Below are 23,780 nucleotides of genomic sequence, written 5' to 3'. Positions count from 1 at the left end.
CTTAGGTATTGCGCCTGTGCCTTTCAACGCAGCAGCGCATGGACCAGCCAGACCACGGCGACGATCATCGGAGCGCCCGCGAGGTCGAGCCAGAAGCCGGCCTTGACCATGCTGGGAAGCGCGATCCGTCCCGTCGCCCAGGCAATCGCGTTGGGCCCCGTGCCCGAGGGCAGCATGAAGCCCCAGCTGGCCGCAAGCGCGGCAGGCATCGCGAGGAGCAGCGGATCGGCGCCCAGCGCGACGGTGAGGCTGGCCACGACCGGCATGATGCCGCTTGCCGTTGCGACGTTGCTGGCAAATTCGGTGATCAGGATCACCATCGCGGTGATGGCGAGGGCCACGAGGGGAAGCGGGACGGCCGAAAGCGGGAGGAGCGAACGCCCCAGCCAGTCGTCGAGCCCGGAGGCGCCCATCCCGGCGGCGAGGGCGAGCCCCCCGCCAAACATCATGATGACATCCCAAGGCGCGCGGTTGGCTTCCTCCCAGCTCAGGAGCGCACGGCCGGTGCCGTCGGGCAGGAGGAAGAGAAGCAGGCTGACCCCGATGGCGATGGTGCCATCGGTCAGCGCGCCTGCGGGCAGGAAGGGGCGCAGCAGCGGGCTCGTCATCCACAGCGTGAAGGCGAGGGCGACAAGCGGGAGGAGGCGGCGCTCGGCGCTCGACCATCGGGGCTCCACGGCAATTGCGCGCCGAGCCGCGCCAATGCGAAAGGCGCCGGTCGAGGCCCCTTGCACGCGCGCGATGATCCAGGCGGCCATGGGGATGCCCAGGATCACGGCGGGCACGCCGATGAGGCTCCAGGTCGCAAAGCTGATCTTCACCCCGATCATCGAATCAAGGAGGCCCACGGCAATCGCGTTGGTCGGCGATCCCACCAAGGTGCCCAGCCCGCCGATGGAGGCGGCAAAGGCAATCCCCATGGGCAGCGCGCCCGACAGGCCGCGCGTGTCCTCGCTACGCATGCCGCCCGCTTCCAGCACGGCCACGGCCATCGGCATCATGATGAGTGTGGTCGAGGTGTTCGAGATCGCCATGGAAAGGAGCGCGGCGGCAATCATGAAGGCCAGCAGCAGGCGCTGCGCCCCGCCCCCACTGCCAAGGCGGTCCAGGAGGGCGAGCGCGAGGCGCCGGTGCAATCCGGTGCGCTCGATGGCAAGCGCCAGGAAGGCTCCGCCCAGAATCAGGAACAGCGTAGGCGAGTAATAGGCCGAGGCGGTTTCGCCCGCGCTCATGATCCCGGCGAAGGGCAGCACCAGGAAGGGCAGGAGCGCGGTGGCGGTGAGCGGAATGGCCTGGGTCATCCACCAGGTCGCCATCCAGACGACGAGCCCCGCCACGATCCAGGGGGCTTGCCCCATGCCGCTGGGCGGCGGCGCGATGAGGACCGCGCCGAACAGCAGCGGTCCTGTGATGCGTCCGATTGTCCGGCTGTTCACCCTCGCCGCTCCCCTCTAGCCCCGCGTGCGGCCCTTTGTAGGCCTGTCACATGAGGCAGCAGCCTAGCCCCGAAGGGCGCCTCAAGGCGAGAGGGAATGCAGCCGGATCAGACCATCGTTTCGGGGCGCACCACGCGGTCGAATGTTTCGGCATCCACAAGATCGAGTTCGAGCGCGGCGGCGCGCAGGGTGAGGCCCTGTTCGTGCGCGTGCTTGGCGATCTTGGCGGCCTTGTCATAGCCGATCTCGGGCGCCAGCGCGGTCACCAGCATGAGCGAGTTGGAGACCAGTTCGGCGATACGTTCGCGGTTGGGCTCGATACCCTCCACGCAGCGGGTGGTGAAGCTTTCCATGCCCACGCTCAGCAGGTGGAGCGAGCGCATCACCGCCGCCCCGATCATGGGCTTGAAGACATTGAGTTCGAACGCGCCCTGCAGACCGCCGACGGTAATCGCCTGGTGGTTGCCGATGACCTGCGCGGCGACCATCGTCAGCATCTCGCATTGGGTGGGATTGACCTTGCCGGGCATGATCGAGCTGCCCGGCTCGTTGGCGGGCAGTTCGATCTCGCCCAGCCCCGAACGCGGGCCCGAGCCCAGCCAGCGGATATCGTTGGCGATCTTGGTAAGCGCGACGGCGAGCGTGTTGAGGCGGCCTGAAAACTCGACGAGGGTGTCGTGGCTCGCCAGCGCCTCGAATGGGTTGGGCGCGGCGTGGAAGGGAAGGCCGGTCAGCTCTGCAAGCTCGGCGGCAACGTCCTTGCCAAAGCCTTCGGGTGCGTTGAGGCCGGTGCCGACCGCAGTGCCGCCGATGGCGAGGCGGCACAGCCCGTGCTCGATCATCGGCAGGGTGCGGGTGCGGGCTAGGCGCAGCTGGGTATAGTAGCCGGAAAATTCCTGGCCCAGCGTGACCGGCGTCGCGTCCTGGAGGTGGGTGCGGCCGATCTTGACGATATCCGACCAGCGCTCCGCCTTGGCGAGGAGGGCTCCCTCCAGTGTCTCGAGCGCGGGGATCAGCGTGTCGTGTGCGGCGCGTGCGGCGGCGACATGCATGGCGGTGGGGAAGCTGTCGTTCGAGGACTGCCCCTTGTTGACGTGGTCGTTGGGGTGGACCGGGCTCTTGCCCCCGCGCGTGCCGGTCAGGATTTCGTTGGCGCGGCCCGCGATCACCTCGTTGACGTTCATGTTGGTCTGGGTGCCGCTGCCCGTCTGCCAGATGACGAGGGGGAACTGGTCGTCGAGCTTGCCCGCGACAACCTCGGTGGCGGCCTGTTCGATGGCCTCGGCGAGGGCGTCGTCGAGGCCATGGCGGCGGTTGACCCGGGCGGCAGCCTGCTTGACCAGCGCCATGGCGTGGACGATCGCGATGGGCATGCGCTCGGTTTCGCCAAAGGGGAAATTGGCAATGCTGCGCTGGGTCTGGGCGCCCCAGTAGGCGTCCTGCGGCACGGCGATTTCGCCGAGGCTGTCGCTTTCCATGCGGGTTTTCATGGGGATAGGCTCCTTGGTGGTGGCGCGGGTGGGGTTCCCTCAAGGTAGGGAGCCTTGGCGCGATTGCACGGGGGCCAAAAAAAGCCCCCGCGGCGCAAAGGCGCTGCAGGGGCTGAAAAGGTCGTCAGAGTCTGAGGGAATTTCAGAAACTGATGGTGGCCTACCGGCGGGTGTGATCGCTAACCAGTATAGCGCTCCAAAAAATCCGCACAGCGAACAAAAATCCGCGCTAACCCTTAATCGGACAGGCACTCGGGGTGCATCCGAGGCGGGGCGAAGCGGCTCAGGCTGTCCGGGGTTCTCCCGCCGGGTGGGCCGAGGCTTGGGACTGCGCAGCCTCGGGAGCCGAGCTGAACGAGGTCGGGTAGCGGCCGAGCGCGAAGGTGATCGCGACCGAGAACAGGAGCAGCGCGATCGAGAGGATGATCTCGGGCTGGTAGCTGCCAAACCGGTCGTACATTGCGCCGTAGAAGGCGGGCGCGAAGCCCGCGCCAAGCCCGAAGGCGGCGTACTGGATGCCGTAGAGCTCGCTGAAGTGCTTCTGGCCGAAATAGCGGGCGGTCATGTAGGCGACGAGATCGAACTCGGCACCGGCCACCAGGCCCAGCGTGACGACCGAGGCGACCATGACCGGCACGGTAAGTCCTGGATTGGCCAGCAGGACGAGCGCGAAGGTCGCCGGGATGACGAGCAGGGCGCAGACCAGCGGCGCCCAGATCCGGTCGAGCAGGAAGCCCGAGAGAATGCGGCCCGCCGTCACGCTGATCGCCAGCGCGGCAAGGGCGGAAGCGGCGGTGGAATTGTCCACGCCGCGGTCGAGCAGCAGCGGGAAGAGATTGGGCAGAAGGCCGCTGACGCCGAAGGCAAGGGCCATCGAGCCGACAGCCAGAACCCAGAAGCGATAGCCGCGCAGAGCCTGGCGAACGGGAATGCCGGTCTGGGGAAGGGCTTCGCTGGCGGTGCGGGCCCGCGCTTCGGGCAGGCGCAGCCAGGCAAAGAGGACCGGCAGTGCGATCACCAGCGGCAGGGCGGCCAGGAGCACGTACCCCCCGCGCCAGCCGAGAGCCTCGAGTGCGGCGTTGAGGAGGAAGGGGATCGCCGCACCCGTGGCGCCGGTCGAGGCGAGCGCAAGGCCCAGCGCCAGGCCACGCGACTGGGTGAACCAGGCGTTGATGACCTTGGCGTAGGTCATCGGCAGGGTGCCCAGCGAAATGACGGCGAGCACCGCCCAGGCGGCATAGAACGTCAGGAGCTGGCCGCCGATGAGCGCGATGAGCAGCTGCGCGAGGCCGAGGCCTGCCGTGGAGACGAGCGCGACCTTGCGCGGCCCCAGCCTATCAACCAGGCGCCCGACATAGGCGCCCAGGAAGACGAGCGCGATGGGCGCGAGCATGAGCGTGCCCAGGATGTCGGCGCGCGACCACCCGAATTCACCTTCGAGCGCGGTCGCCATGATGCCCGAGGTGTAGGGCGCGATGGGGGAGAGGCCCAGGCCCAGGCCAAAGGCGCAGGCGACCAGAGGGCGCCACCCTGCGCGGAATTCGGCGAGGCTGCCTGGCTGTGCGTCGGAGCTTTGGTGTTCCGCACTATTCATCGTTCAACTTCACCCTTGTCGGCCGTGTGTGAGCGGGGTGTCTCCCCGGGGGGCAGAGGTGGCGAGGCCACCGTTCGGCAGTCAGGGAGGCTACCTGAGCCACCCTGCGGGACGAGCCTGACCGGGCAAAACATCCGCGATCCGAACAAAGGTCTGTCCGAGGTTCGATCATTCCCGGGCTTTGCGGTCTCATGGAAGCATGACCAAGGACCTCTCCTCCACACCCCAAACGGACCAGACCTGCGCCCAATACCTGGCCCAGGGTATCTGCGAATCCGGCACCGAAACGGTGTTTGCCCTTGCCGGGGCGACTCATGCTCCGCTTCTGTTCGCGCTTGAGGAACGGGGCGTTTCCATTGTCGGTGGACGCCACGAAAGCGGGACCGTGGGCGGAGCCGATGGCTATGCCCGCCGCTCCGGGCGCACCGGCGTTGCGTTGATCGTCGCCGAGCAGGGGCTGGCCAACGCGATGACCGCGCTGATGACCGCCGCGCAGGCCGAAAGCCCGCTGGTCGTGATTGCGACGCGCTTTCCCGACAGCTGGGTCGAACCCTCCGTGCCTTATGCCGTCGACCGTCACGAGATGACTGCACCTTATCTCAAGTTCAGCCGCACGGTACCCTCACCCGACCGGCTGGGCGAGTATTTCCACGCGGCGATGAAGGCGGCCAATGAAGGCGTGCCCGGCCCGGCCCTGCTCGTGCTGCCGCTCGATTTCCTGACCCGTGAGACCACGAGCGCGCCGCGCGCGCCGGTCATGGTGCCTACGCTGCCCGGCGCGCAGGACGAACAGGTCGCAGCGATGGCGCAGATGCTGGCCGAGGCGCGCCGTCCGATCATCGTGACGGACAACCGGGCGGCCCTTTCGCCTTGCGGGGAGGCCTTGCAGGAGCTGGCGGGCATGGGTGTGCCGGTCCTGGGCAATGGCCTTGGGCGCGGGCTAGTTCCTGAGGTTGCGCCCACCGGCTATCCCTGGCCCTACGCGCAGCGCGCGGCGTGCGAGGCGGACCTGGTGCTGGTGGTCGGTGCGCGGATGAACATGTGGTTCGGCTATGGTCTGGCGCCGCGCTTCGCACCCGAGGCCCGCTTCATCCACCTCGACACCAGCGCCGAGGCCATCGGGCGCAATGTCCCTGTCGAACTCGCCGTACTTGCCGATCCGGCGCGCACGCTGACAGCGCTTGGCGAAAGATTGCAGGCGCAGGATTTCCGCCGCGATCCGGCCTGGATCGCGCAGGCCCTGGAGCCCCGCGCCACGTGCGTGGAGGGCCTGCTCGCCGACTATGGCGAGGACCTCCATCCCGCTTCCATCGGCGCCGCGCTCGACCGAGCCCTGCCGCGCGAGCGGATACTGGTCTGCGATGGCGCGGATTCAATGAACTTCACCCACGCCTGCATGCGGGTCCACACCCCGCGTTCCTACGCCGACCTGCTGCCCTTCGGCGCGATGGGAGCGGCCTTTCCGCTGGCTATCGGCATGGCGGCGGCCGAGGCCGAAGCCGCGCGCCGCGAAGCGCGCGATCCGGTGCCCGTCGCGCTTGTGACAGGCGATGGGTCGCTGGGCTTCTTCCTGGCCGAACTGGACACCGCGGCGCGCTCGGGTCTGCCGCTCCTCGTCCTTGTCTCGAACGACGGCAAGTGGGGCACCGAATACCACGGCCAGAAGCTGGCCTATGGGCGCGCGATCAACACCGACCTTGGCCAGTCCGACTACGCCGCGATTGCGCGCGCCTTCGGCGGACATGGAGAACGCGTGGAGACGAAGGGTGAGCTCGATGCCGCGCTCGCCGCGGCGCTGGCGCGCATGGGCCCAAGCCTCATCGACGTGCGCGTCGATCCGGAAGGCGGGCGCATCCGCAAGACCGAACCACTGCTGGGGATGGTCCTGTTCGAGGACATTCCTGGTCATTGAGTGGCCGGGGCACTGAGGACCCCACTTTCAGCACCACTATCAAGATAATAACTTCGGGGAAGAAAGACATGACCAAGGCTTCCAGATGGCTGCTGGCCGGAACGGCGATGCTGGCCGCATCGCCCGCGCTGGCACAGGAACAGGCCGCGCCGGCTGAAACGAGCGCGTATGGCAATGACATCGTGGTCACGGCCCAGCGCCGCGAAAGCTCGCTCCAGGAAACGCCGATCTCGGTGACGGCGCTTGGCGAACAGGCGCTACAGGATCTCCAGATCCAGCGCACGGCCGACCTGCAGCGCGTGACGCCCAGCCTCAGCGTGACGCAGGGCACCGTCGATCCCACCACGCTCACCATCTTCATGCGCGGCGCCGGGCAGAACGCGGGCACCTGGGTAGGCTACGAATCCGCAGTCGGCCTCTATATCGACGATCTCTACTTCGCGAGCTTGACGGGCGCGAACCTGGATCTGGCCGACCTGGAGCGCATCGAGGTCCTGCGCGGCCCCCAGGGCACGCTCTATGGCCGCAACACGCTGACGGGCGCGATCAAGTACGTGACCAAGAAGCCGGACGGCACCACGTTCGGCTCGCTCCAGGCCGAAGCGGGCGCCTACGACATGGTGCGCCTCAAGGGCACGGTCTCGACCGCGCTGTCGGACGACTGGGCCGTGCTTGCCAGCGGCAACTTCTACGACCGTGATGGTTATTTCAGCGCCCCGGCGCTGGATCGCGATGACTATGGCAAGGCGACCGAGTATGGCGGGCGCGTGGCGCTGGCCTATACGGGGGGCGGGCCCTTCGGGCTCAACGCCTCGGCCTTCTATTCGCGCGCGAAGAACGATGGATCGGTCGGCCTTGCCACCGACCCGGTGACGCTCGAGCCTGCGGCCTCCGATCCCTACACGTATGTCGGTCCGCTCGATGGCTACGGCGATGTCGAGACCTATGGCGGCGATCTCACGCTGAGCTACGATGTGGGTGGGGCGACGATCAAGTCGATCACCGGCGTCGTGCGCAACGAGCAGGACTTCCTGGCCGACACCACCGCCGGGCAGCCTACGAACACCGTCGATGGCCCCTATGCGCTGGGCTTCGACCGGCTGGAATCGGAAGCCGGGCGCACCCAGATCTCGCAGGAACTGCAGATCCTGGGCGATGCGATGGGCGACACGCTGCACTACATCGCCGGGCTCTACTACTTCCGCGAGAAGGGCCATCAGGGGCGGAGCGACTATCTCCTGAACCTCTATCAGCTGATGCCCCAGCTGGTCGACATGAAGACCACCAGCTACGCCGCCTATGGCCAGCTGACCTATGACCTGACGCCCACGCTCTCGGCGACGGCGGGCCTGCGCTATACGCACGAGACCAAGTCGGTCGAGGGATACCAGCAGAACAACCTGACGACCGTGCCCGAGGACCGGACCTACGGCGCCATCGACGCGACCCGCAAGGCCAAGTCCTGGACGCCCAAGTTCGGCCTCGACTGGCAGGCGACCCCGGATATCCTCGCCTATGCCAGCGTCTCGCGCGGCTTCCAGGCGGGCGGGTTCAACTACCTCGCGCTCGCCAATCCGACCAACTACGAGAACGGCTTCGACCCGCAGACCGTGTGGGCTTACGAAGTGGGTCTCAAGACCTCGTTCCTGGATGGGCGCGGACACCTCAACCTCGCCGCCTACCGCAACGATTTCAGCGATATCCAGACCAATGTGATCGTGGCGGGCTCCTCCCTGACGCAGAACGCGGGCACGGCGCGGGTGCAGGGCATCGAGGGTGAATTCTCCTATTCGCCGCTGCCGGGCTGGAACCTGTTTGCCTCGGGCTCCTACAACGACGACACGTACCGCGACATCGATCCCGCGAGTTCGGCTGCGTCGTCGGGCGCGACGCGCCTGCCCAACGTGCCGCACTGGCAGGGCAGTGCAGGCTTCTCGGGCCGGGTGCCCGACGAGAAGCTGGGCGACCTTCTGGTCGGGGCCGACTATTCCTATATGGGCGGCAAGTACCTTGGCGGCACCAACGCGCCGATCACCTATATGCCCGACTATGAACTCGTGAACGCCTACCTCGGCTGGGCACCGCCGGTTGACAGCGATATCGAGTTGCGCTTCTCGGTCGCCAACCTCCTCAAGGAAGACTACTACGTCTACGGCAACGTGCTGGGCGCCTACGGCATCCGCAGCCCCGGCGATCCGCGGACCTGGAAGGTTTCGGTGAGGTTCAGCTATTAAGGACGTCCACGTGAGCAAATATCTGATTCTGATCGACTTCATCAACGACCTGACCAGCCATGACCCGATGGCCGGTGAGCTGGCCCGCCGCAACGTGGTGGCCAATGCGGCCAGCGTTCTGGAGAAGGCGCGCAAGGCCGGTGTCGCGGTTGGGCACGTCAGGGTCGCGTTCAGCGCCCCCGACCTGCCCGAGGCGCCCGAGCGTTCGCCGCTCTTCGCCAACTTCAAGGGTTCGGGCGCGCTCCAGCTGGGTACGCCGGGTGTCGACTTCGTGCCCGCGCTTACCCCGGCCGAGGGCGAGGCGATCATCCTCAAGCACCAGATCAGCCCGTTCTGGAAGACGATCCTCGATGATGAACTGGAAAAGCACGGCGTGACCGAGCTTTACGTGACCGGCCTGTCGACCACGCTGGCGGTCAGCTCGACCGTGCGCGAGGCGCATGATCGTGGCCTTTCGGTCAAGGTCATCGCGGATGCCTGCTCGGCCGGGTCGCTTGAGGCGCACGAGGCTGAACTCCAGGCCTTCGGCGGTCTTTGCGAGATCACCGAGGCCGCGAAGGTCAGCTTCGCGGACTGAGGTTGCTGGCCCGCAAGGGCTTGATTGGTACCAGGAGAAGGGGGCGCAGCTTCAACGCAGGCCGCGCCCCTTTTTCGTGTCGAAGCGACGGGGCAGGACCCTCCGGATATCCGTAATACGAACAAGATCGTGGCGCTTCACCACGGTCAGATGCGACCTTGGCCCGATGTTCCATCCGCAATGCGGATGCTTTCACGCGCCGAAATTGTCCGACTGGCGACTGGGAACCTAGCTTTGCTGCCAACAAGAAAATCAGCCCAGGGGGTTCTCACGATGATCGGCAAGCTTCTCCAGACCTGTTCTCTTGGCTCGATGGCCGCGGCCGCACTGCTCGCGCCAGTCGCGCAGGCGCAGGAGCGCCCGGCAGCCGCCTCGGCGGGCGGAGATATCGTGGTGACCGCGCGCCGCCGCGAGGAATCGCTTCAGGACATTCCGGTCGCGATCAACGTCGTCTCGCAGGACACCATCGCGCGTAAGGGCGTGCGGGACATGGCAAGCGTGGCGGCGATGACCCCCGGGCTCCAGTTCGACACCGGGGCCTCGCCCGCCGACATCCGCCCCAGCCTTCGCGGCGTGGCCCTGATCGAGGGGCGCTCCAACGTTGCCATGATCGTCGATGGCATCGACACCACCGGCGTTTCGCTCAACACGACCGTGGGCGGCGGTGGCAACCAGAACGCGACCGCGCTCATGGATATCGCCCGCATCGAGGTGGTGAAGGGCCCGCAGACAGTCTACTTCGGGCGCAGCGCCTTTGCAGGCGCTATCAGCTTCGTGAGCAAGGACCCCGAGTTCACGCCGGGCGGCACCTTCAACTTCGGCCTGGGCGCCTATGGCCAACAGGAAGCCACCGCGCACGTCACCGGGCCCGTCATCGGCGATGTCGTCGCGGCCAAGCTTTCGGCGACGTACAGCAACTTTTCCGGTTTCTACAAAAATCCGGGCAACGGGCAGGGGCTCGACGCCAGCCGCAACTACGGCGTGGGCGGCACCGTGCTGATCGAGACCGGCGCTTTCACCGGCAAGATCCGGGGCAGCTATCTCAACAGCAACGCCGGGCCCGGCGCGGGCTACGTCATCCAGCGCGGGGATACCTCGCTCTACGGCGTGAACACGATCAGCGAGGAGACCTTCGATCCCGGCGAGGTCAACATGTCCTCGGATCACCGCTACGCTGGCAACAACTCCGAGACCTACCGCGGGGTGCTCGACCTGGAGTATGACTTTGGCAACGGCTTCGTGCTCAACTCGCTCTCGGGCTACAACCGCACCAAGGGACGCTTGGAGTTCGACTTCGACAAGGAGCCGCAGAACGAGCCGCAGGGCGTCGATCTGGGCGGCGGACTGGTCAACTGCCTCTCGATGGTGTGCGTGGGCATTTTCGACTTCGACAACGACCTGCAGCAGATCAGCTCGGACCTGCGCCTCAGCTACGATGGCGGGCCGATCCGCGCGATGCTGGGCGGCTACGTCTTTGACGAGAACTACGAGGAAGTGGACTATTCGCGCTTCCTGGGCGCGCGTCCTTTCATCACCAGCACCCGCGCCGACATTCCGGGCCGCGTGAACCGGCTGAACACCAACACCTATTCCGGTTTCGGCTCGGTCGAATTCGACCTGTCCCGCGCGCTGACGGTTACGGGCGAACTGCGCTACAACCACGAGGTCATCTCGGCCGCCGCGACGACCGGGGTCAACCTGCTGTTCCTCACCGGCGCGAACGAGATCGACTTCCGGGGCAAGACCAGCTTCGATGCCTGGCTGCCGCGTGTGAGCGCAGCCTGGAAGGTCTCGCCCGACCTCAATATCTATGCGAGCGCGGCCAAGGGCTCCAAGCCGGGCGGCTTCAATACGGGCCAGGTGCGCGATGACCTGCGCCCCTTCGGCCAGGAATCGATCTGGACGTACGAGCTGGGCGTGAAGGGAAGCCTTCTCAATGGCGATCTCAACTTCGAGGCCGATGTCTACTATTCCGACTGGTCGGACCTGCAGGTGACGACGGTGTGCTATGGTTCGCTCAGCGCGCAGGGCCCCGAGCCGGAATGCCCCAATTCCTCGGCGGTGACGCTCAACTACATCATCAATGCTAAGAAGGCCGAGGTGAAGGGGGCCGAACTGGGCGTCAACGCAACCCCGTTCCACTGGCTGACGCTGAGCGGCAGCTACGCCTACACCGATTCCACATTCAAGGACTTCGCCGCGCGCGACGTGTTCCCCTCGCCCGCCGGGGTGGATCGCCAGTTCGGGGGCAACCGCGTCCCCCTCGTGCCGCGCCATTCGGCAACGGGCATGGTCCACATCGAGGCGCCGCTTTCGGGCGAACTCGATGGCTTCATCGAGGGTACGGGCAACTACCGCAGTTCGCGTTTCGCGCGCTTCGACAACCGCGTGAAGCTGGACCAGAAGTTCACCGCCGACGCGCAGATTGGTCTCAAGGGCGGCAGCTGGACCGCGCTTGTCTACGTGAACAACATCTTCAACGATCTGACGCCGGACTTCAGCCGCTTCTGGGGTTCGTTCAACCCGTCCACCTCGAACGGCGAATACATCACCGCGCCCGCGCGCCGCACCGGGGGCATCCGCTTCATCAAGAATTTCTGAGCTTCTCTTTCCGGCCCGGGACCATGTCTCTCCCCGGGCCGGATCGGGATGTGCGAAGGGGCGCAGCGTTTGATGACGCTGCGCCCCTCTTTTCGTGCAGACAGGGTGGACCCGCTCAGGGGTGGACGAGTTCGAGCCCGCCCGAGACCGGCAGTGCCTGCCCGTGGATCCCGGCGGCGGCATCGGAGACGAGGAAGGCGACGAAGCGCCCGACCTCGTCGGGTGTGCCCACGCGCCCGATGGGGGTCTTGCCCTCGATCATCGTGCGGAACTGGCGCGCGCCGTCCTCGCCCAGGGAATCGGTGACGCTCTCGCTCCAGATAAGGCCGGGCTGGATGGCGTTGACGCGCACCTTGCGGGGGCCTGCTATGGCCTGGTCGTAGCTTTGGCTAAGGCCGATCATCGCGGCCTTCGAGGCGCCATAGGCCGATCCCCCGAACCCGGCGCGCATCCCGGCAACGCTCGCCACGTTGACGACCGCGCCGTGGCCTGCCTCCAGAAGGGGGAGCAGGGCATCCATACCCCTGCGGCACCCGCCGTAGTTGAGGTGGACAAGGAAGCGCGGCACGTCCTCGTCAAGGTCCTCGATGGGCAGGTTCTTGGCTTCCCCCGCATTGTTGACGAGGCCGTGGAGCGCACCTTGCGTCTCGCGAATGGCCGCGGCGGCGGCCTCCCAGGCCGAGGCGTCGGTCACGTCGAGGCGGATGAAGGCGCCGTCCCCCCCGGCTTCGCGCACGAGCGCCAGTGTCTCCTCGGCAAGGTCGGGCTTGCGCCCGCCCACGAAGACGAAACCGCCCTGGCGGCCGATCTCGATGGCGCTCGCCCGCCCGATCCCCGAAGTCGCCCCGGTGACGAGAATGGCCTTCCCGGCGAGCGAGGTCGTGGCCTGCGCATCGGGTGCGGGTTCCAGCGCGATGTCGGCGCCGGCAACGAAGCTGGCGCGCGCATCGGCCAGCATCTTGAGGGCTGCGACGACCTGCGCAGGCGCCGTCTCCGGCGAAACGGTCAGCCGGTTCGAGCGCAAGTGGACACCGCGCCTGGAGGCATCGAGCATCGCCGACCAGGTAGCGTAGCGGATGCCGTTTGCGGCCGCATCGGTATCGATGGCGGCGGGGCCGTCTGCACGGCGAAGGAGGGTGATGAGCGCAGGTTCGCCGGACGCGCAGATCCGGTTGGCAAACTTCGCACTCAGCCAGGCCGAGAGGATTTCCTCCTCGACTCTGTCCGGGCCTGCCCCGCCGCGCGGGCAATGAACGATGGTGTCGAAGCGCAGACCTTGTTCCTCGGCCTTCGCGGCAAAGTCCTCCCAGGCCGCCTGGTCGGGAAGGCCCGTGTCGAGGATGGTGAGGGCATGGTCGGCAAGCGCCGTGGCCGCGTGGGCGCCTTCCGGGCTCGCCGCGTTGAGAATGAGAGCCCTCTTCACAGGCCCACCGGTCCGCCGAAATTGACGTAGGCCAGCGTTGGTTCGGCGGCCTCCAGCGTGTTGATGCGATCCTGGGCCGGGTAGAAGAAGTAGGTGCGGCCGGGCGCGGCTGGTGCGCCGTCAACACCGATGCCCCCCGAAGTCGCGAAGATTTCCAGGTAGTGAGGCAGGGCCGTGGTTGTCGATTGCCAGCCTGCCGGAAGGCGGACGAAGGCACTGCCTTCACCGGTCTCGGGATCGACGCTGAGAACGCGTGCCTCCACGTCTGCCCCGAGGAACCGGCTGGGCGCAAACCCTTGCAATGCGGCGTCCTTCTCCAGCGCAACAGGCGCGCGCGGGGGCAGGGCGCCTTCGGCAAGGTAAAGGTCGTCCTGCTCAGGCTCGGGCACGAAGTTGAAGTCGAGCTGGCGCCCGACGCGCGAGAGGAAGGTCGATTCCTCGGGCACGGTACTGGCAAAGCCATGGACGGTGCGCGGCGGATGGAACAGGTAGGCGCCCGCCTCGACCCAGTTGCGTCCATCGAAGCTGAAGCGGCCCGAGACGCCCAGCAGTTCTTCATAGGTGTGGTGGTAGTGGGCGGTATCGGGCGCGGTGTAACCATCGGCCGGAACCATGCGCTGGAGCGCGGTGCGCGCACCCGTCTCCGGATCGCGGCTGAGCAGGCGGGAATAGAGCCCGGGCGGGCCGAGCGGCTCCCAGTCGAGTTCGTCCACCCTCAGATCGACTACGCGTGGCCTCATGACGGTCCCTTTTTGAAAAGCGTGTTCAAGGTGCGAGGGTTTCAGATCGTCGGCGCGCCCTCCAGCAAGGGGCGGGCGAGCCTCCGCATGGCGGATGTCCGCGGAGCAGGGGTTTTGTCCTGCGCCGTGCCGCGCGCAGTCTCGCGTGTCCCATCCGGTTGTGCAAGGATCGAGCCGTGAGCGCTGAAGACCCCCCCGAACTCGCCTACGATATCTCGCAGTGCGTCCACCGCGCGGACCTCGTGCCCGAGGCTCTGGCGCCTTGGGACGGTTCGGCGCTGCCGGGCCTGGTCCTGCGCCGCCTCGCCGACGGAGCCTTGCGCAGCGCACTGGCGACCCCGGCAAAGGGCTGGCAGGCGACAAGCGCGCGGGCCGATGGGGCCCTGACCCAGCTCTTCGTGCTCGAGGGGCAGGTGCGGATCGGTGAAACGGTGCTCGGCCCCTGCGGCTTCGCGGTGCTTCCCGGCGACCGGCCACTGGACGTCGAGGTGCTGGCCGACAGCGAATGGATCGTCATCGTCGATACCCCCGTGGAAGGTACCTCGCCCGGGCCAGTGCTGCACGCCGATTGCCGCGCGATCAATCCGTTTGTGCCCGTGATCGAGGGGCGCCGGCTCGACGGCTTCGAGCGCCGCGTCCTCTGGCTCGATCCGCGCAGCGGGGCGGATACGCGCCTCCTCAAGGTGCCGCCGCGCTTTGGCGGCGTGGGTGGGGGCAACTGGCACCCGGTGGAGGAGGAGATCTTCTGCATCGAGGGCGATATCCAGCCCGACGACACCCGGCCGATGAAAGCCGGTTCGTTCCTGTGGAACCCGGCCCGCTCGATCCACGGCTTCAATGAGCGGACCGAGGGCGGCTGCATGCTCCTGGAATGGCACGACGGCCCTTGGGACCTGCATCTGGCTTAAACGAAAACGCCCCGGCGGGATGGCCGGGGCGTTTCGTGTTCGGACATCGTCCGCAGCTATGGGCTAAGGCTTAGTCCTTCGCCCACTTGCGTTCGAATTCCCAGACCTTGTCGAAGCCGATCAGCTCGCAGAATTCCTTGAAGTCGAAGAGTTCAGGGCCTTCGAGGCTGGTGCCGGTCTCCTTGAGACGCTGCAGCGAAACCTCGACCGCGCGCGCGGCGACCAGCGAAGTCATGGCCGGGAAGATCGCCATCTTGAAGCCGAGTTCCTCCAGCTCGCTGACCGGACGGATCGGGGTGAGGCCGCCATCGGCCATGTTGGCAAGCATCGGCGTGTCGATGGTCTGGCAGATGCGACGCATGTCGTCGGTGTTGGTCAGCGCCTCGGGGAAGAGGATGTCCGCGCCCGCTTCGGCGAAGGCGCCCATGCGGTCTTCCACGGCGTTGTAGCCGCCGCTCTGCATTACGTCGGTGCGCGCGATGATGAGGAACTTTTCATCCTTGCGTGCGTCGCAGGCGACCTTGATCTTCTCGACCATGTCCTCGACCGGGATCACGCGCTTGAAGGGCGTGTGGCCGCACTTCTTGGGGAATTCCTGGTCCTCGATCTGCATCGCGGCAACGCCCGCCTTCTCATAGGCAAGGACGGTGTGGTGCACGTTGAGCAGGCCACCAAAGCCGGTGTCGGCATCGGCAATGACCGGGGTCTTGGCGCTCTCGACCAGCTTTTCCATGCGGTCGACCATCTGCGTGACCGAGGCGATGCCCGCATCGGGCAGGCCCAGGCCGCTGGCGGTCAGCCAGTAGCCACTGCCGTAGACGGCATCAAAGCCGACCTTGCGCGCGATGACCGCGGTGATCATGTCCTGAATGCCGGGGGCCGTGACGAACTGGCCGGACTTGACCATGTCGTAGAGGCGGGTGTCCTGCATCGTGTCTTCCTTTATCTTCGCTCTGCCCGGACACGACGCAAGGGCACGGCGCGAGGGCAGGAAACAGGGGCGTGGCTTTGCGCTTCGGCTGCGGTTTCGCAGGATGCGCCACAACCGGGATAGGGCAGTCTATCCGTATTGCGGATGAGGCGGGAGGCGCGCGATGGTCAAGGGCGGCCGTGCGCGGCACGCTCCGGGCATGACCCAGAAGCCCCTCCCTGTTGCGCGCGTTGCCCCCAATGGCGGCACGCACGCGCCACAAGTGCCGCCTGACGCCATGCCCGATGCCGGGGCCTGGGCCCTCATTGCCGGACTGCTCATGGTGATGACCGTGTGCCATGGCATCATCACCTCGGGCCTGCCCGCGCTCGACAGCGCGATTCTGGCGGACCTGGGGATCAGCCGCGGCGCGCTCAAGCTGCGCGAGACGATCTTCCTGCTTTCGGCCGGGGTGTCGGGGCTGGCCATCGGCTTTCTGACGACGCGCGTGCGGCCCTCGCGGATCGTGCTGGCGGGCCTCGTGCTTCTGGCGATTACGCTGACCGCCTACGGTCATGCGCGCAGCATCGGGCAGATCTATGCCCTCTATGGGCTGCTGGGGCTGTCCTTTGCCTCCTCGCACGTGGTGATCGTGGTGCTGATGGTGCGCGCGCGGTTCTCGGGCCTGCGCACGCTGGCGACCTCGATTGCGCTGTCGGGTACGAGCATCGGCGCGGCGATCTTCCCCTCGCTTGCGGTTTTCGCGCTGGAACAGGCGGACTGGCGCAGTGTTCTGCGCGCGGCGGCCATCATCCCGCTGGCGCTGTTGCCCGTGGCCGCCGTGCTGGTGCGCTCTCCGAGGCCGAACAGGCGTGAGGGGGCGGCGGAACCGGCGGCGAGGTCGGGGCCATTGCTTGGCGCGTTCGCGCAGGTGCCGCGCCATCGTCTCGCGCTGGCGCTGCTCTTGGCGGCGACGTTCGGGACATTCTTCGCCTCGACCGCGTTCCTGCTCAACCTCTTTCTCTACCTTCAGGATATTGGCCTCGGCGCGCGCATGGCGGCGCTCGGCATGACGCTGGTGTTCCTCACCGGCCTGTTCGGCAAGGTGCTGGTGGGCGCGGCGGCCGAGCGCTGGGGAACCAACCGGGTGTGGAACTCGCAGCAGATGCTGCTGCTCGCGGGCGCCCTGCTGCTGAGCCTTGGCGGGCCCATGATCGCGTTTGCAGGGCTGGTCCTGCTCGGTGCAGGGTGGGCCGGGTGTTACGTCCTCACTCAGGTGGTCATCGCCAATTCGTTTGCCGGGCCGCGACTGGGCCAGATGACGGGCGCCTTCATCGTCTTTGAATCGATCGCGTCGGGCTCGGGCGTGTTCGTGGCGGGGCGGCTGTTCGATCTGTTCGGCAGCTACCGCCCGGGGTTCCTGATCTGCGCCGCGCTCATTGCCGGCGCGGCGCTGGCGGCCTTCCTATTCCGCCGCCTCGTCGAAGGCGGGCATGCCGTTGCCCATCGCGAAGAGCCCGTCGGCGATCCGCGCTGATACGCCCAGCATCGGTTCCAGATAACGTTCGATGGCCTGGCTGAGCGGCATCGAATTGGCAAAGTAGACAAAGGCCAGCGCGCCCAGCAGATCGCCGTGACCATCGAAGATCGGCACCGCGATCGAGGATGTCTTGCCCGGCGTTGCCGAATAGGGCGTGCGCGCGACCGCTGCATAGCCGCATTCGCGGATGCGGACCTGCGCCTTGCCGCTCTGGAAGTCGCGCAGGATCACGGTGTCGAGCGGCTCGTGGATGCGCTGCGACTGGGAGAGCAGCTCGGCCTGTTCGGCCTCGTCCGAGAACGAGAAGAAGACCTGCCCCGAGGCCGACGCCAGCAGCGGCACCTGCCAGCCGGGATAGTAGTTGTTGAAGGTCAGCGTGGTCTGCGTGCTGGTCGAATCGCGCACCACCATCTTGCTTCCCACCCGGGTCACGACGCTCAGCGGCCAGTGGTGATCGCGCGTGAAGCCCTGGATCAGCGGCCTCGCCACGTTCACCAGGCGATCATGGTTCTGAAAACCGCACGAGAGCGTCTGGATGAGGGCGGTCGGGCGGTAGCGCTTGCGCGTGGGTTCACGCTCGATCAGGCCTTCCTCGATCAGCGTGTTCACGATGCGATAGGCGGTCGGATAGGGAATGCCCGCCGCGCTCGAGATTTCGGTCAGGCCCAGCGATCCATAGCGGTTGATGGCCTGGATGACGTTGATCGAGCGCGAGAGCGACTGGATCACGTCCTTGCCCCGAAAGGGCTCGGTTCCGGCGGAGGTAGCGGCGGGCGAAGCGACGAATTCAGGCACGGGCATCTCGCGGTTGCTGCATTGATCTGGATCAAAAAAGTTTGCCGAAAGCGACTTTGAGTCAAGCTGATCCACCGCCTGGCGAGAGAGAATGTCCATAGTGTGAACATTGTAGGGCGCCGCCAACCGGCAGGTCGGCAGGTCATGCCGCGATACGGATGGTGCGCTGGCCTGTCGTTTTACGCGTCTGCCCCGGGTGCAAGACCTTGCCTTCCGGCACCGACGCGGAAAGCCGGGAGAACGCACAACGGAGTACGTGGCAATCATGAATAGATGCGAAGTCCTGGTCGTGGGCGCGGGCCCTGTAGGCGCGACCTGCGCAGCGCGCCTTGCGGCAATGGGCATCTCGGTGACGCTGATCGAACAGGAGCCGGACTGCGCCCATGACCTGCGGGCTTCGACGATCCACGCCTCGACGCTCGAAATGCTCGACGAGATCGACGCGGCAGAGCCGCTGATCGGCATGGGCCTGAAGGCGCCGATCTACCAGATGCGCGACCGCCGCAGCGGCGAGGCCCTGCGCTTCGACCTGACCGAACTGTCCGATCTCACCCGCTTCCCCTTCCGCCTTCAGTGCGAGCAGCACTACCTGGCTAAGCACCTGGCTACCAAGGTGCAGGAAGCGGACGGCATGGATGTCCACTTCGGCTGCCGCCTGATCGATGCCCGCCAGAACGGCGAGGGCATTGTCGCCACGGTCGAACAGGACGGCGTCCAGCGCGAGATCGAGGCGAAGTTCCTCGTCGGCGCGGACGGTTCGCGTTCGGTCGTGCGCAAGGTCATCGGGGCGGAATTCGACGGCTTCACCTACGAAGAGAAGTTCGTCTCGATGTCGACCCGGCTCGAGATCGAGAAGGCGATCCCCGACCTCGACTACGTGAACTACATCAGCGATCCCGACGAGTGGCTGGTCCTGCTCAAGGTGCCGGGCATCTGGCGCGTGCTCGTGCCCGGCGATGGCGATGTCAGCGACGAGGATCTCATCAGCGACGCCAACGCCGACCAGATCTTCAACCGCATCGTGGGGCATGGCAATGTCGAGACCACGCACCGCACGATCTACCGCGTGCACCAGCGCGTCGCCAAGAAGTTCGTGGAGGGGCGCATGGCGATCATCGGCGATGCCGCGCATCTCAACAATCCGCTGGGCGGTTTTGGCATGAACAGCGGCATCCACGATGGCTGGAACCTCGCCGAGAAGCTCTGGATGATCCTGCGCAAGGACGCGGATTTCGAAGCTCTTGCCAAGTTTGAGCGCCAGCGCCAGGCTGTCACGCGCTCGTTCATCCAGGCACAGACCATCGAGAACATGGAGAACATGGGCGAAACCGACCAGACCGCGCTCGCCGCCAAGCGCGAGAAGATGCGCCGCGTTCAGGCCGATCCGGAAGCGCGCCGCGCCTACCTGTTGCGCCAGGCCATGTTCTCCAGCCTTGCACAGGAAAGGGAAATCGCATGACAGGCCCGATCACCGAGCCGGCGCTGCGCAAGGCGGCTGGCCCACTCGACCACGTGCGCGGGAACGCGCTCGACTGGGAGATGCTGGGCACCCACGGCCTCAAGCGGCGCAAGCTGGGTGAGGACCCGGAGACGGGGCACGTCACCAACCTCGTCTACATCCCCGAAGGCTGGCGTGGCGGGGGCGTTGCGCACTTCCACGACGCTTTCGAGGAAGTCTACATGCTCGAGGGTTCGGTGACGCTCGATGGCAACCACTACTTCCGCAAAGGGGTCTACTTCTATCGTCCGGGCCACATCGTGCATGGCCACGATGAACGCTCCGAGGAAGGCGCGCTGGCTCTCGTGCGCAGCGACGGGCTGCTCTCGCTCCAGCTGATCCATGAGCCCGAACAGCCCATCGAGTATCCGCTGCCCGCGGCCGATGATGCGCGTGGTCACGTCTTCGAACTGGCCATTGCCGATGTCGTGCCCCGGCCCGATCCCGCGCTGCCCGAGGGCTGGACGGTCAAGACGTTCAGCACCGATCCGCGCAGCGGTGCGCGCACGTTCGAGGTGCTCGTCCCGGCCGGTTGGCAGGGCGAGGCCGCGGCCCTTGGTGTGAGCTGGGAAGCCTATGTCCTGGACGGCGCGCTGGAAGGCGCGGGCGAAACCTGGGCTGCGGGCGACTACACGGTCGGCGCGTCCGACACCCCGCTGCTGGGGGCGACCGCCAGCGGTGAGGGGGCGCGTATCCTCGTCTGGACGTTCGGAGCCGCTTCGTGAAGGCCGCCCGGCTCCACGCCCCGGGCGACCTCCGCGTCGAGGACGTCGCCCGGCCGGAGCCGGGGCCCGGGCAGGTTCTCGTCCAGGTCATGGCCTATGCGCCTTACGGCACGGACGTGGGGACCTACCTCAACCGGGGTGGGCGCTACGTGAAAAGCTACCCGGTCGGGATCGGCGCGGACTTTTCCGGCATCGTTGCGCAGCTTGGCGCGGGCGTGGAGGGGCTGGCCCCTGGCGACAGGGTCAGCGCGCTCGCGCTTGACCACTGCGGGGCTTGCGCCAACTGCACCAAGGGCCGCCACAACCTGTGTCTTGATCCTGCGTTCCGGACCCCGGCGCGCCAGACCTGCTGCGAGGAATACACGCTCGTGTCCGCGCGCAAGCTCGCGGTCCTGCCCGACGGGGTCGGTTTCGAGGATGCCGCGATGCTGGCCGGGCCCGTCGATGCGCTCAACGCCTTTCGCCGGATGGGGCTAGAAGCGGGGCAGCGCGTCGGCATCGTGGGCGTGGGCGCCATGGGGCTGGGCGCGGTCGCGATGGCGCGCGCGCTGGGCCTTGAGGTCGTCGCAATCGGGGGGAGCGGACGCCGCTCCGATCTCGCCGGGGACCTCGGCGCGGCCCATCTTTTCCCGATTGCCGCCCATGGTGAAAGCGTGGCCGAGCGTGTGCTAGGCGCGTTCCCGGAAGGGCTGGACGCGGTGATGGAGACCACCGCATCGGCCTGGGGTATGGACGAGGCTTTCGCCGTCGCCGCGCCGGGCGCCCGTGTCGCGCTGACAGGCGGCGGAGACCTTCCCGTCAGCAACTGGCAGATCGTCGAGCGCGAGCTCGAGATCCTGGGCGTGCGGGCGGGCGCTGGACAAGCCGAGGTTCTGGAATTCATCGCCCGTGGGGACCTCTCCCTCCGCCCTACGATCACTCGGCGCTTCGCGCTGGATGACGTGGCCGAGGCCTTTACTCTGCTGGCCGGACCCCAAGCCCGCGATGTCGGGCGTGTCATAATCGAGATCGGAGAGACCGCGTGACAACCGCAAGTGCCCCGCGCACCTTGTATCGCAAGCTCTGGGACAGCCACGTCATCGAAGTCGTGCCCGGAGCGCAAGGAGAGGGTGAGGAAAGCCGCGCCGCTCTCATCCACGTCGACCGCCACCTGCTGCACGAATGCAGCACGCACCAGTCCTTCGAGGCGCTGCGCAGCAACGGACGCTCGGTCCACCGCCGGGAAACGCACCTGGCCGTGCCCGACCACGCCGTCTCGACCGCGCTTGATCGCCTCAGCATCGCGCAGGATGATGGTGCGGCAGGCGCGCAGGTTGCCCGGCTTGCCTCCAATGTCGCCGAGTTCGACATTCCCTACGTGCCGCTTGACGATGCGCGCCAGGGCATCGTCCACGTCATGGGCCCGGAGCTGGGCTTCACGCTGCCCGGCATCACGCTTGCCTGCGGCGACAGCCACACCTCGACCCACGGCGCCTTTGGCGCGCTCGCCTTCGGCATCGGGGCGAGCGACTGCGAGACCGTGCTCGCCACCAATGCCATCGTGCAGAGCCGTGCGAAGACCGTGAAGGTGGAACTGTCCGGCACGCTGGGCGCCCACGTCACGTCCAAGGACGTCGCGCTGGCGCTGATCGGGCGCTACGGCGCAGGCTTTGCCACCGGCTGCGCGGTCGAGTTCACCGGCGAGGCGGTGCGCGCCATGTCGATGGCCGCGCGCATGACCTTGTGCAACATGGCGATCGAGGCGGGCGCGCGCATCGGCCTCGTCGCGCCGGACGAGACCACCATCGACTACCTGCGCGGCCGTCCGCTCGCGCCGCAGGGCGAGATGTTCGAGCAGGCTGCCGCCTACTGGCGCACTCTCGCCAGCGATCCTGGCGCGGAATACGACCGCACCGTCGCGCTCGATCTTGACGCGCTCGCCCCGCAGATCACCTGGGGCACCAACCCGCAGGACGCCGCGCCTGTCGATGGCACGGTTCCAGCCGCACCCGAGGACGCCGAAGCTGCACGCCAGCACGCCAAGGCGCTCGCCTACATGGGAATCGAAGCGGGCATGCCCGTCACCGACATCGCGGTCGACGTGGTCTTCATCGGCAGCTGCACCAATGGCCGCATCGAGGACCTTCGCGCTGCCGCCGCCGTCGCCCGAGGCCGCAAGGTGGCCGAAGGCGTGCGCGCGCTTGTCGTGCCGGGCTCGATGGCCGTGCGCGCACAGGCCGAAGCGGAAGGGCTCGACACGATCTTCACCGAGGCCGGGTTCGACTGGCGCATGGCGGGCTGCTCGATGTGCGTGGCGATGAATGAGGACCGCCTCGCCGAAGGCGAGCGCAGCGCATCGACCTCCAACCGCAATTTCGAGGGCCGCCAGGGCCGCGGCGGACGCACCCACCTGATGAGCCCGGCGATGGCTGCGGCTGCGGCCGTGACGGGCCACATCGCCGATGTCCGCACGCTTGAGGAGATCGTGGCATGAAGCCCTTTGAAAGCCTGACCAGCCCGGTTCTGCTCCTGCGCGAGAACCGCATCGACACCGACATCATCTATCCGGCGCGCTTCCTGCTCATCATGCAGCGCGAAGGGCTGGGGCAGTACTTCTGCGCCGATCGCCGCGTCGATCCCGAAGGCAACGCGATTGCCAATCCGATCGACGAGGCCAAGGAACGCGGTGCGGGCATCCTCATCGCGGGCCGCGAATTCGGCTGCGGATCGAGCCGCGAACAGGCGGTCTGGACGATCAAGGACTTCGGCATCACCTGCGTGATCGCGGAAAGCTTTGGTGAGATCTTCCAGGCCAACTGCCTGCGCAACGGGGTCCTGCCCATCGTCTTCGATCCCGCGACGCTCGAGGAACTCGCCGCTTTCGGCAAGGACGGCGAACTGAGCGTCGACCTCGTCGCGCGTACGATCACGGCGGGCGAGAAGGTCATCGATTTCGAGATCTCCGACAACGCGCGGGAACGCCTGCTCAAGGGCTGGGATGAAACCGGCATGATCCAGAGCCGCTGGGGCACCGCGATCTCGACCTTCGAGGAGGGCCAGCGCGCCGCGCAGCCCTGGCTTTACGAGCCGCTCGCCATCTGAGGCGAAGGCCTGCACAGACAGTATCGGAAAGGGTGGCGAGACACGGGTTTCGCCGCCCTTTTTGCTGCGCGCGAAAAATGCAACTCAAGTCCGTTGCGCGTGATCGAACGAAAATTATAACAACGTCTACGTAAATTTCGCGTTGTGCGCTAATCTGCGTGCGGAGTCGGGCGTGGTGAAGCTCTTGGTTCGGCAGCGAACCGGCGTTACCACGGGGCACCGGACGGCCTCGCGCCGGGTATCTCGGACAAGTGCCGGGGCCCGTGCAAGTCGAACGGAAACAAACCCTTTGCAAGAAGGGAACCCGAAGCGCGCG

The 23,780-nt window shown here is 66.9% G+C and carries 18 protein-coding genes; 11 read left to right on the top strand and 7 right to left on the bottom strand.

Features of this window, described 5'->3' with window-relative positions:
• Positions 1-23: 23 nt before the first annotated feature.
• The 3 genes from LC060_RS08205 to LC060_RS08195 form a co-directional block, all read right to left on the bottom strand.
• Positions 24-1,436 carry an SLC13 family permease gene (locus tag LC060_RS08205; protein ID WP_226634391.1) on the bottom strand — a complete coding sequence of 471 codons (1,413 nt, stop codon included), beginning with the start codon at positions 1,434-1,436 and terminating at the stop codon, positions 24-26.
• 107 nt (positions 1,437-1,543) lie between these two features.
• Complete coding sequence (fumC, locus tag LC060_RS08200) at positions 1,544-2,926, bottom strand: class II fumarate hydratase (protein ID WP_226634389.1); 1,383 nt, start codon at positions 2,924-2,926, stop codon at positions 1,544-1,546.
• Positions 2,927-3,209: 283 nt separating this feature from the next.
• On the bottom strand, positions 3,210-4,520 hold the full coding sequence (locus tag LC060_RS08195) for an MFS transporter (protein WP_226634387.1): 1,311 nt from the start codon (positions 4,518-4,520) through the stop codon (positions 3,210-3,212).
• Positions 4,521-4,719: 199 nt separating this feature from the next.
• On the opposite strand from LC060_RS08195, the gene LC060_RS08190 reads away from it, so the two are divergent.
• From LC060_RS08190 to LC060_RS08175, 4 genes are all read left to right on the top strand, one after another.
• Positions 4,720-6,432: a thiamine pyrophosphate-binding protein gene (locus LC060_RS08190; protein ID WP_226634385.1), complete on the top strand. Its 1,713-nt coding sequence runs from the start codon at positions 4,720-4,722 to the stop codon at positions 6,430-6,432.
• A gap of 68 nt (positions 6,433-6,500) precedes the next feature.
• The gene (locus LC060_RS08185) at positions 6,501-8,666 is read left to right on the top strand and encodes a TonB-dependent receptor (RefSeq protein ID WP_226634384.1); all 2,166 of its coding nucleotides are present in this window, start codon (positions 6,501-6,503) and stop codon (positions 8,664-8,666) included.
• A gap of 10 nt (positions 8,667-8,676) precedes the next feature.
• Positions 8,677-9,243, top strand: coding sequence for a cysteine hydrolase family protein (locus LC060_RS08180; RefSeq protein ID WP_226634382.1), 567 nt, complete (start codon positions 8,677-8,679; stop codon positions 9,241-9,243).
• Between the two features lie 273 nt (positions 9,244-9,516).
• Positions 9,517-11,844 carry a TonB-dependent receptor gene (locus tag LC060_RS08175; protein WP_226634380.1) on the top strand — a complete coding sequence of 776 codons (2,328 nt, stop codon included), beginning with the start codon at positions 9,517-9,519 and terminating at the stop codon, positions 11,842-11,844.
• A 115-nt stretch (positions 11,845-11,959) separates the two neighbouring features.
• Here LC060_RS08175 and LC060_RS21025 read toward each other — a convergent pair whose 3' ends face one another.
• Both LC060_RS21025 and LC060_RS08165 read right to left on the bottom strand, forming a co-directional pair.
• Positions 11,960-13,267 carry an SDR family NAD(P)-dependent oxidoreductase gene (locus LC060_RS21025; RefSeq protein WP_226634378.1) on the bottom strand — a complete coding sequence of 436 codons (1,308 nt, stop codon included), beginning with the start codon at positions 13,265-13,267 and terminating at the stop codon, positions 11,960-11,962.
• Complete coding sequence (locus LC060_RS08165) at positions 13,264-14,007, bottom strand: cupin domain-containing protein (protein WP_226634376.1); 744 nt, start codon at positions 14,005-14,007, stop codon at positions 13,264-13,266. Before LC060_RS08165 ends, LC060_RS21025 begins: the two co-directional genes overlap by 4 nt.
• 176 nt (positions 14,008-14,183) lie before the next feature.
• On the opposite strand from LC060_RS08165, the gene LC060_RS08160 reads away from it, so the two are divergent.
• Positions 14,184-14,915, top strand: a complete 732-nt coding sequence (locus LC060_RS08160; protein ID WP_226634374.1) for a cupin domain-containing protein — start codon at positions 14,184-14,186, stop codon at positions 14,913-14,915.
• Between the two features lie 70 nt (positions 14,916-14,985).
• Here the strand turns inward: LC060_RS08160 and LC060_RS08155 are convergent, their stop codons facing one another.
• Positions 14,986-15,846 carry an isocitrate lyase/PEP mutase family protein gene (locus LC060_RS08155; RefSeq protein WP_039391032.1) on the bottom strand — a complete coding sequence of 287 codons (861 nt, stop codon included), beginning with the start codon at positions 15,844-15,846 and terminating at the stop codon, positions 14,986-14,988.
• Between the two features lie 199 nt (positions 15,847-16,045).
• Between LC060_RS08155 and LC060_RS08150 the strand changes: the two genes are divergently transcribed.
• Positions 16,046-17,362 (top strand): MFS transporter, encoded by a 1,317-nt coding sequence (locus tag LC060_RS08150; RefSeq protein WP_226634372.1) that lies wholly within the window; start codon positions 16,046-16,048, stop codon positions 17,360-17,362.
• On the opposite strand, the gene LC060_RS08145 is transcribed toward LC060_RS08150, so the two are convergent.
• Positions 17,291-18,166 (bottom strand): helix-turn-helix domain-containing protein, encoded by an 876-nt coding sequence (locus LC060_RS08145; RefSeq protein WP_226634370.1) that lies wholly within the window; start codon positions 18,164-18,166, stop codon positions 17,291-17,293. The genes LC060_RS08150 and LC060_RS08145 overlap by 72 nt on opposite strands.
• A 259-nt stretch (positions 18,167-18,425) precedes the next feature.
• On the opposite strand from LC060_RS08145, the gene LC060_RS08140 reads away from it, so the two are divergent.
• The 5 genes from LC060_RS08140 to leuD are packed head-to-tail and all read left to right on the top strand — an operon-like array spanning position 18,426 to position 23,464.
• Positions 18,426-19,619 carry an FAD-dependent oxidoreductase gene (locus LC060_RS08140; protein ID WP_264191786.1) on the top strand — a complete coding sequence of 398 codons (1,194 nt, stop codon included), beginning with the start codon at positions 18,426-18,428 and terminating at the stop codon, positions 19,617-19,619.
• Entirely contained in the window at positions 19,616-20,383 is a 768-nt protein-coding gene (locus LC060_RS08135) for a cupin domain-containing protein (RefSeq protein WP_226634366.1), read from the top strand. The genes LC060_RS08140 and LC060_RS08135 overlap by 4 nt, the downstream gene beginning before the upstream one ends.
• Complete coding sequence (locus LC060_RS08130; protein ID WP_226634364.1) at positions 20,380-21,408, top strand: zinc-dependent alcohol dehydrogenase; 1,029 nt, start codon at positions 20,380-20,382, stop codon at positions 21,406-21,408. Before LC060_RS08135 ends, LC060_RS08130 begins: the two co-directional genes overlap by 4 nt.
• Positions 21,405-22,856, top strand: a complete 1,452-nt coding sequence (leuC, locus tag LC060_RS08125; protein ID WP_226634362.1) for a 3-isopropylmalate dehydratase large subunit — start codon at positions 21,405-21,407, stop codon at positions 22,854-22,856. The genes LC060_RS08130 and leuC overlap by 4 nt, the downstream gene beginning before the upstream one ends.
• Entirely contained in the window at positions 22,853-23,464 is a 612-nt protein-coding gene (gene leuD, locus LC060_RS08120; protein ID WP_226634360.1) for a 3-isopropylmalate dehydratase small subunit, read from the top strand. Before leuC ends, leuD begins: the two co-directional genes overlap by 4 nt.
• Positions 23,465-23,780: the final 316 nt, after the last annotated feature.

Origin of the sequence: Novosphingobium profundi, assembly GCF_020524485.1 — a bacterium.
In the GTDB taxonomy this organism is placed as follows: Bacteria; Pseudomonadota; Alphaproteobacteria; order Sphingomonadales; family Sphingomonadaceae; genus Novosphingobium; species Novosphingobium profundi_A.
Note: the sequence above shows the minus strand (reverse complement) of the source record. Positions and strands in the feature narration are given on the sequence as shown.

Excerpts from the sequence above, each read along its gene's own strand:
- fumC (WP_226634389.1), bottom strand. The coding sequence starts at position 2,926 with ATGAAAACCCGCATGGAAAGCGACAGCCTCGGCGAAATCGCCGTGCCG.
- LC060_RS08195 (WP_226634387.1), bottom strand. The coding sequence starts at position 4,520 with ATGAATAGTGCGGAACACCAAAGCTCCGACGCACAGCCAGGCAGCCTC.
- LC060_RS08190 (WP_226634385.1), top strand. The coding sequence starts at position 4,720 with ATGACCAAGGACCTCTCCTCCACACCCCAAACGGACCAGACCTGCGCC.
- LC060_RS08185 (WP_226634384.1), top strand. The coding sequence starts at position 6,501 with ATGACCAAGGCTTCCAGATGGCTGCTGGCCGGAACGGCGATGCTGGCC.
- LC060_RS08175 (WP_226634380.1), top strand. The coding sequence starts at position 9,517 with ATGATCGGCAAGCTTCTCCAGACCTGTTCTCTTGGCTCGATGGCCGCG.
- LC060_RS08165 (WP_226634376.1), bottom strand. The coding sequence starts at position 14,007 with ATGAGGCCACGCGTAGTCGATCTGAGGGTGGACGAACTCGACTGGGAG.
- LC060_RS08155 (WP_039391032.1), bottom strand. The coding sequence starts at position 15,846 with ATGCAGGACACCCGCCTCTACGACATGGTCAAGTCCGGCCAGTTCGTC.
- LC060_RS08150 (WP_226634372.1), top strand. The coding sequence starts at position 16,046 with ATGACCCAGAAGCCCCTCCCTGTTGCGCGCGTTGCCCCCAATGGCGGC.
- LC060_RS08145 (WP_226634370.1), bottom strand. The coding sequence starts at position 18,166 with ATGCCCGTGCCTGAATTCGTCGCTTCGCCCGCCGCTACCTCCGCCGGA.
- LC060_RS08140 (WP_264191786.1), top strand. The coding sequence starts at position 18,426 with ATGAATAGATGCGAAGTCCTGGTCGTGGGCGCGGGCCCTGTAGGCGCG.
- LC060_RS08135 (WP_226634366.1), top strand. The coding sequence starts at position 19,616 with ATGACAGGCCCGATCACCGAGCCGGCGCTGCGCAAGGCGGCTGGCCCA.
- leuD (WP_226634360.1), top strand. The coding sequence starts at position 22,853 with ATGAAGCCCTTTGAAAGCCTGACCAGCCCGGTTCTGCTCCTGCGCGAG.